The following is a 6,232-nucleotide window of genomic DNA, read 5'->3' as shown; positions in this document are numbered from 1 at the left end:
TGCTCGTGCGCGTCGAAGTGGGGGGGCGCAAGATGTTTCAGGTCAAGCAGGGTAAAGCCTGAGAGAGGAGCATTTACCTCTTGCCTTTGGCCTTTCAATGGATGACAGATTTACGACACGCTCTGGCCCGGCTGCGCCATCAGTCGGCGAAAACGCAGATGCTTCCAGCAGGTCTTTGGCTGGAGCAAGACCGTCGGCAGGATCTGGCAAGCCAAGTATCAAGGGCTGGAGCGAGTCGATCAGGTCTTCCTGCTGACTCAGGCCCTACAACCTGACGCGCGTGCGAACGTTTGCGAGCCGGACGGCGTGAAAGTGCGGACAGCAGAGAAAACGACATAGCTGCATCTGAATAAAGGAAGTTCAGTATCACAGCGGCGCGAACGATCCGTCGCAACGACCCTTCCGAATGCGATGGCTCGCGACGGTCAAGGAGTATTCACAGCCTGCTAGGACGTGAAAGTTTCTCGAAATACGTAATGATGTGAGTATAATTCTTTGGACCCGGCGTTTCGCGCAAGGAAAAACATCATCCCACTGCACTTTGCGCGGCGACAATGCCCTCCTAGTGTCTGGGAATCCGTTTCGGGCAGGTGCCAGAGTAAGCGTCGGTGGGCAAATAGCCCATCTTTCGCGGATCTAGGTAGTACTACTTAGTTTCCTTGGACCCAGACCGGATAGGGTTGTCGCTGAAGAAACGAGGTCGAGGATGACGATGCGCTGTAAGGTCTGCGTCAACAGGAAAATGAGCGACACATCATCGGTGGTAACCCGCGACATGTGCGAATGGCGCGAGGCAAGCCCGGTGTCGGGCATGCCCCGGAAATCGATGGCGGCAGTCGTAAGCGGCGCGAGCCGGATCCTATTTGAGGGATCAAGTCGAATGCGGCACGTCTCATGGCGCTGCCGTGTATCCACAATAGTGAGACAGACAATGGCGATTCGCAAGCGCGAAGGCCGCCCCGAGCTGTTCTCGAACGCCCCCGGATTCGATGTCGGGGCCTTGACCCACTGGGTGCTGGTACGACGACGGGTCAGCGAAGAGTCGATGCGCGAGCTCGGCACGATGACTGATGACCTGCGGGGGTTGGCCGACCGGGTGCTCGCGTGCGGCATCGACACGGTGGCGCTGGAGTCGTCCGACGTGTACCTGATCCGCCGCGACGAGGTGCTGAAGCAGCGTGCGCTGACGGTGTGTCTGGCCGACGCGCGACACATGAAGTATGTGCCGGCGCGCGAGAGTGACGCGCAGAACTCCTGTTCACAGGGTTCACATATTTTCGTCAGTTGCTTTCCATCTCACGGTCGATAGCATCCCTGTCGGCGTAGACGGCTCCATCAGCCTTTGCACCAATCTGGGTGTCGGCCGAGGTCTGGCCGCCGCAGCGATCGGTAAGTTCAAAATACCGTGCTCCGGTGCACGGTCGCCACCGTACGGCGTCTTGTGTCCCTTGAGTCGTCCAACGCTTCAGCGACTGATTGTGAACTCTGCAAAGCATTCGTGTCGCGTCCTCGATGATCGTTTTGCCTATGGACGCGCACGCCGCCTCCAGCCCCCGTCCCCACTACGGAGATCGGACACCTGTCCCGTGTGACGGGCTTGGTGCGTGGTCGTGTTACAACCTGCCGGACGAACCCCATGAAAAAGAAAGTGGTCTACCTAGCATTGCAAAGCCAGCTTGAGAGCTTCCTGCGTGACCGGCGCGTCGCGTGTATCGTGATCCACCGTATCGAAAAAAACGGATGGATTCCATTTATCGACGCAGAAGGTGATGTGGGAAGTACTCACACGTTCTCGATTCGCGTCAAAAAGGGGATGGATTTAAGGGTGTGGTCGGATCTTGGTACGCTCATCGATTGGATCGATGGGGCTTTTTATGTTAGCGAGTGCTTGCTTTCTTTGTCCGCGCTCGAGTGGGAAGTCGAACCACTTAAGCTGGAGTAGGGTTTTCCATCGCAGCCGGGCCCAGATTTACCTAGGCCGGGTCTTCGGTGGTTTCCTGCTCAGCGGAACGCTTGACTGGTTGGCTGATCATTTTCATCCCTGCGCACCTCGCCCTGCTGCGGCCACAGAGCAGCGTAGCCTCGATTCGGCTCGGCCCGGGGCAAATGGAAGACGCGATCGCCTTCGTGTGGCGAAACGGTCCGACCGTGGCCAGTAAAAGGCTGTTATGCAACGCGAGCGCAAGGTCTGCGGCGTTGATGCAGGGCTGACCAGCGGATTCCAATCAGGCACGGGAGACACGAGTCGGGCATCCGGAAGGGAAGGAATGTATGGCGGCACACGGCGCATCTGGCGCTGTCCGTCGACATGGATTCTAGATACTGATATGACCGCAAGTTTCCGTAGTGTGTGTCTTTTCGCTTTTCGGTGAATCTGCTGAGGGCGGCGCAGCCTGTAACGTCGACAGTGGATCCGGGGCATTAAAAAAAGCGGGCCGCAAGGGCCTCAGGACGTTGCCGAAGTGGCATGGGTACCAGACTGCACTGGCGGTGGATGCGGCAGACAGACCGTTGCGACTGATCGTGACCGAAGGACAGTTTCCAAGGCATTTCGTTTGCGAAGGAGCTTGTCGAGCATCTGCGTGCCAGAGCCGTCATTGCGGACAAAGGCTTCGATTCCGGTGCCTTTGTGCAGGCGGCTCGCTCCACCGGCGCCCATGTCGTGATTGCGTCGCGCTCGAACCGTAAATCCGAACGCCGCTACAGCCCGATGCCGTACCGCACCCGCAATGTGGTCGAGCGCTTCTTCAACCGTATCAAGCATTTTCGTCGACTCTCCACTCGTTACGGCAAGCTCGCGCACCGCTACCTAGTGCTCGTATCCCCTGACTGCACGTTCGGGGCCATTCGCGACAATTTGAACAGAGCCTGGTTTCCGGCGGCCGGCTGCGATCTGTGACTGCGCAACAATCCTCGTCCCGCTCCGAAAACGTCTTCTTACCTGTGGTAAGGGACATTATGTTTTCACGAGAAATTCGTTTGAGAAGGGGGAGTCATATCAAACAGGATGACCTTATGTTCGAGCAGCCGATGTTGGCGCGTCGCCTCGCTGATACCGTGATGGATGCTGGCATTGTCCCGCACGATCACCGTTGGCAGACCGTTGCCGGTGGCGAGCACACTGTCAAGAAGCGTTCGACATCCGGGGCCTTGATCGTGCCGGTATGCGCGCTGTGGATCACCGTGTTCCCGCCGAAGTCCAGTGCGCCGATTACGCTGCGGCGGCAGTGATGGTTCGGTTCGTCCTGATGAGGCTCGCCTCGTGGTGACCAGCTACGCTGAACCGGCGGCGATCCATGGAGGCCCGCCTCATCGGGACACAGCAACCTCACGGCATCCTCGCGTGCAGCCTGCTGGAGCTTTGCGGGTGTGGCCCGCTTCATTGCGAACACTTCGTCATTGCGCTTTTTTTTTCGAGCGAGTAGCGACTATGCCTGAACGAAAAACCGTTGCGCTTGAGCGCTTCGCACAGCGTTTCGACCTCGCAGGGCAGCGGCTCGTTGAGCGCGGCTTCGACACGCTGGGCATGCCACAAAGGGCTAGGGGTTCGGCGCTGGCGATCCGGGCTTCAGTCAGCAGTGCATGCCGGCCGCCGTTATGTGCTCCCATCAAGCCGCAATACGCCGCGCTCTCGCCATGCGTGCGACCAGAGTTGTACACGCTCTGGCCACTCGCGCCCAGTTGGGCCGCGATGGCACCGGGCCCCAGGCCCCGTCCGCGCATCAGCAGGCCCGCCGCGCGTGCGCGCGTATCGCGATGACGGTGATCGATAGACGTCTGCTGCAACGTCAGCTCCTCGACCGCCTGCAGCACTACGACACATGTCATCCTGCCCCGGCACAGACCAAAATGCCAGGTTAGCCAAAATCAAATCGTTTTACCAGCAACACTTACCACTGGTAATCGCGCAGGTTCCCGCCCTTTCGGACACTGGAAACCATGGGCCCGGTTTTATTGATTTTGAATTGAGATTAATATCGCGAGTATATAAAAATGATTGGCATTCGCGCGGCCCTCCAGGACATAACTAATTATTGACCAGATCAATCCGTATAACGCATTCTTAATGCGTAGTCTAAAGACTGCCCGCCCAGATGTTTTGTCAATCCGAAGCGGAAAACGCGCATGACACGCTCTGATCCGTATCGCCGAACAAACTCTGTTATTAAATTAGACCGATTTGTGGCCGATTTATCGTGAGCCTAATTATTTGTGTCTAATTTAAATTTAGGAGTATTTATCACGGTGTATAAGCCGCCAATAAAACTGGATAGCGGTGCACGGCGGGGCGGACTCTGAACGTGTCATTGACAACGCAGACAAAGGACAGGTAGACCATGAACAGGAATCTTTTTCAGCTGGTATGGAACCGTCGTGTGCAGTCTTGGGTTCCGGCGGGAGAGACGGCGAAGGGCGTACAGGGTGAGTCCCCGCAACGCCCTGGCAGAGGTGTCCCCGCGCCGGGCTTGCTGCACGAACCACCTGTGACAACCGGGGGGGCGACGCCCAAAGTCCTAGCAGTTGCACTGTATTCTGCCGGCCTGCTGTGCGTGCCGACGAGCAGCGCCTATGCGGACAATTATGCCTCAGGCGGTGAGGTGGCGATTAATGTGGCCAACCCCAGTGGCCCCGCCGCCACGGGCGGCGTCAACGGTGCTACAGCGGGATCAGATGGGACGTCTGACAATGAAGCTTACGGTTTGGCAACTTTTTCGAACGGTGGGGGCGCTTTGTCTATAGGCGACGCTTCGGCTGCAAACGGCTTTAAAGCGTCGGCGTTGGGGGCGGCCGCAGCTGCAACTGGGGCATTGTCGTTGGCGACTGGCGGCTCTGCTGCGGCAAACGGCGCGAGTGCATCTGCTATTGGTGCCTTTGCGACCGCAAGCGCTGCAAACGCGACGGCGTTAGGGGCGACATCAACGGCAAGCGGCAGTGCTTCGATGGCCTTGGGCGTTGGCGCGACAGCAGCGACAGTGAATTCTATAGCGCTGGGTACCAATTCGGTGGCGGCTACGGCGGCCGTGCCGTGGACGGGCGACACGATCGCGGGCACGGCGTACACGTACGCGGGCAGCGCAAGCGGCGTGGTGAGCGTGGGCTCGGCCGGGAACGAACGGCAGATCACCAACGTGGCACCGGGCCAGGTGCTGGGCACGAGCACGGACGCGGTCAACGGCTCGCAGCTGTACGCGACCAACGCGGCGGTCAACGCCGCGAGTACCGCGCTCGACACGCTGTCGACCAGCGTGTCGACGGGCGTGAGCTCGCTCTCCACCGGCGTGACGTCGCTGTCCACCGGTATCTCGTCGCTCTCCACGGGACTGGCGGGCGCGGTGATGTATGACGACGCCACCACGAAGTCGCAGGTGACGCTGGGCGGCGTGGGCGCGACGACCCCGGTGAAACTGTCGAACGTGGCCGATGGGGTGAGCGCGAATGACGCGGTGAACGTGGAGCAGCTTTCGACGTCACTGGCGGACGTCAAGCCACACTACCTGAGCATCAACGACGGCGGCACGCACGTGGGCAACTACAACAGTGACGGCGCGACGGGAACGAACGCGATCGCCATTGGCCAGGGGGCGTCGGCGGGCGCCGACAATTCCATCGCGCTGGGCGCCGGTTCGCAGGCCGCGACCGCCGCTGTGCCGGTGACAGGCGACACGATCGCGGGCACGGCGTATACGTACGCGGGCAGCGCAAGCGGCGTGGTGAGCGTGGGCGCGGCGGGAGCCGAACGGCAGATCACCAACGTGGCGCCGGGCCAGGTGCTGGGCACGAGCACGGACGCGGTCAACGGCTCGCAGCTGTACGCGACCGACACGGCGCTGAACGCCACCAGTGCAAGCCTGGACGCGCTGTCCACCACCGTGGTGACCAATGTGTCGTCGCTCTCGACCGGCGTCGCCTCGCTCTCAACGGGCATGACGTCGCTCTCCACCGGGGTCTCTTCGCTCTCCACGGGGCTGGCGAACGCCGTGATGTATGACGACGCGTCGAAGTCGCAGGTGACGCTGGGCGGAGCGGGGACGACGGCGCCGGTGAAGCTGTCGAACGTGGCCGACGGGGTGAACGCGAATGACGCGGTGAACGTGGAGCAGCTGTCCACCTCGGTAGCCAACGCGAAGCCGCACTACGTGAGTATCAACGACGGGGGCCTGGTGGGGCTGGGCAACTACAACGGTGATGGTGCGACGGGTCTGAGCGCGATCGCGATCGGCCCGAATGCGCA

3 protein-coding genes and 4 pseudogenes are annotated in these 6,232 nt (G+C 60.3%); all 7 read left to right on the top strand.

The genetic code is table 11. The features are described 5' to 3' along the window. Window positions 1-117 precede the first annotated feature (117 nt). A pseudogene (locus tag HV796_RS39665) lies at window positions 118-310 on the top strand (IS5/IS1182 family transposase); the annotation flags it as partial. A gap of 621 nt (window positions 311-931) precedes the next feature. Beyond that, window positions 932-1,309 carry a hypothetical protein gene (locus HV796_RS39660; RefSeq protein ID WP_175233214.1) on the top strand — a complete coding sequence of 126 codons (378 nt, stop codon included), beginning with the start codon at window positions 932-934 and terminating at the stop codon, window positions 1,307-1,309. Window positions 1,310-1,636: 327 nt separating this feature from the next. Next, window positions 1,637-1,942: a hypothetical protein gene (locus tag HV796_RS39655; protein ID WP_175233213.1), complete on the top strand. Its 306-nt coding sequence runs from the start codon at window positions 1,637-1,639 to the stop codon at window positions 1,940-1,942. A 483-nt stretch (window positions 1,943-2,425) separates the two neighbouring features. Next, window positions 2,426-2,899 (top strand): annotated as a pseudogene (locus HV796_RS39650) (IS5 family transposase); the annotation flags it as partial. Between the two features lie 116 nt (window positions 2,900-3,015). After that, on the top strand, window positions 3,016-3,231 hold the full coding sequence (locus HV796_RS39645; RefSeq protein WP_175233212.1) for a hypothetical protein: 216 nt from the start codon (window positions 3,016-3,018) through the stop codon (window positions 3,229-3,231). 1,106 nt (window positions 3,232-4,337) lie between these two features. Then, window positions 4,338-4,967, top strand: a pseudogene (locus HV796_RS46210) (ESPR-type extended signal peptide-containing protein); the annotation flags it as partial. Window positions 4,968-4,973: 6 nt separating this feature from the next. Further along, window positions 4,974-6,232: pseudogene (locus HV796_RS39640) on the top strand (hypothetical protein); the annotation flags it as partial.

Origin of the sequence: Paraburkholderia humisilvae (assembly GCF_902859855.1) — a bacterium.
GTDB classification, from domain to species: domain Bacteria; phylum Pseudomonadota; class Gammaproteobacteria; order Burkholderiales; family Burkholderiaceae; genus Paraburkholderia; species Paraburkholderia humisilvae.
This window is presented reverse-complemented; position numbering and strand designations above follow the sequence as displayed.

Bases quoted from the DNA above. Each gene is read 5' to 3' on its own strand.
- HV796_RS39660 (WP_175233214.1), top strand. From the start codon at position 932: ATGGCGATTCGCAAGCGCGAAGGCCGCCCCGAGCTGTTCTCGAACGCC.
- HV796_RS39655 (WP_175233213.1), top strand. From the start codon at position 1,637: ATGAAAAAGAAAGTGGTCTACCTAGCATTGCAAAGCCAGCTTGAGAGC.
- HV796_RS39645 (WP_175233212.1), top strand. From the start codon at position 3,016: ATGTTCGAGCAGCCGATGTTGGCGCGTCGCCTCGCTGATACCGTGATG.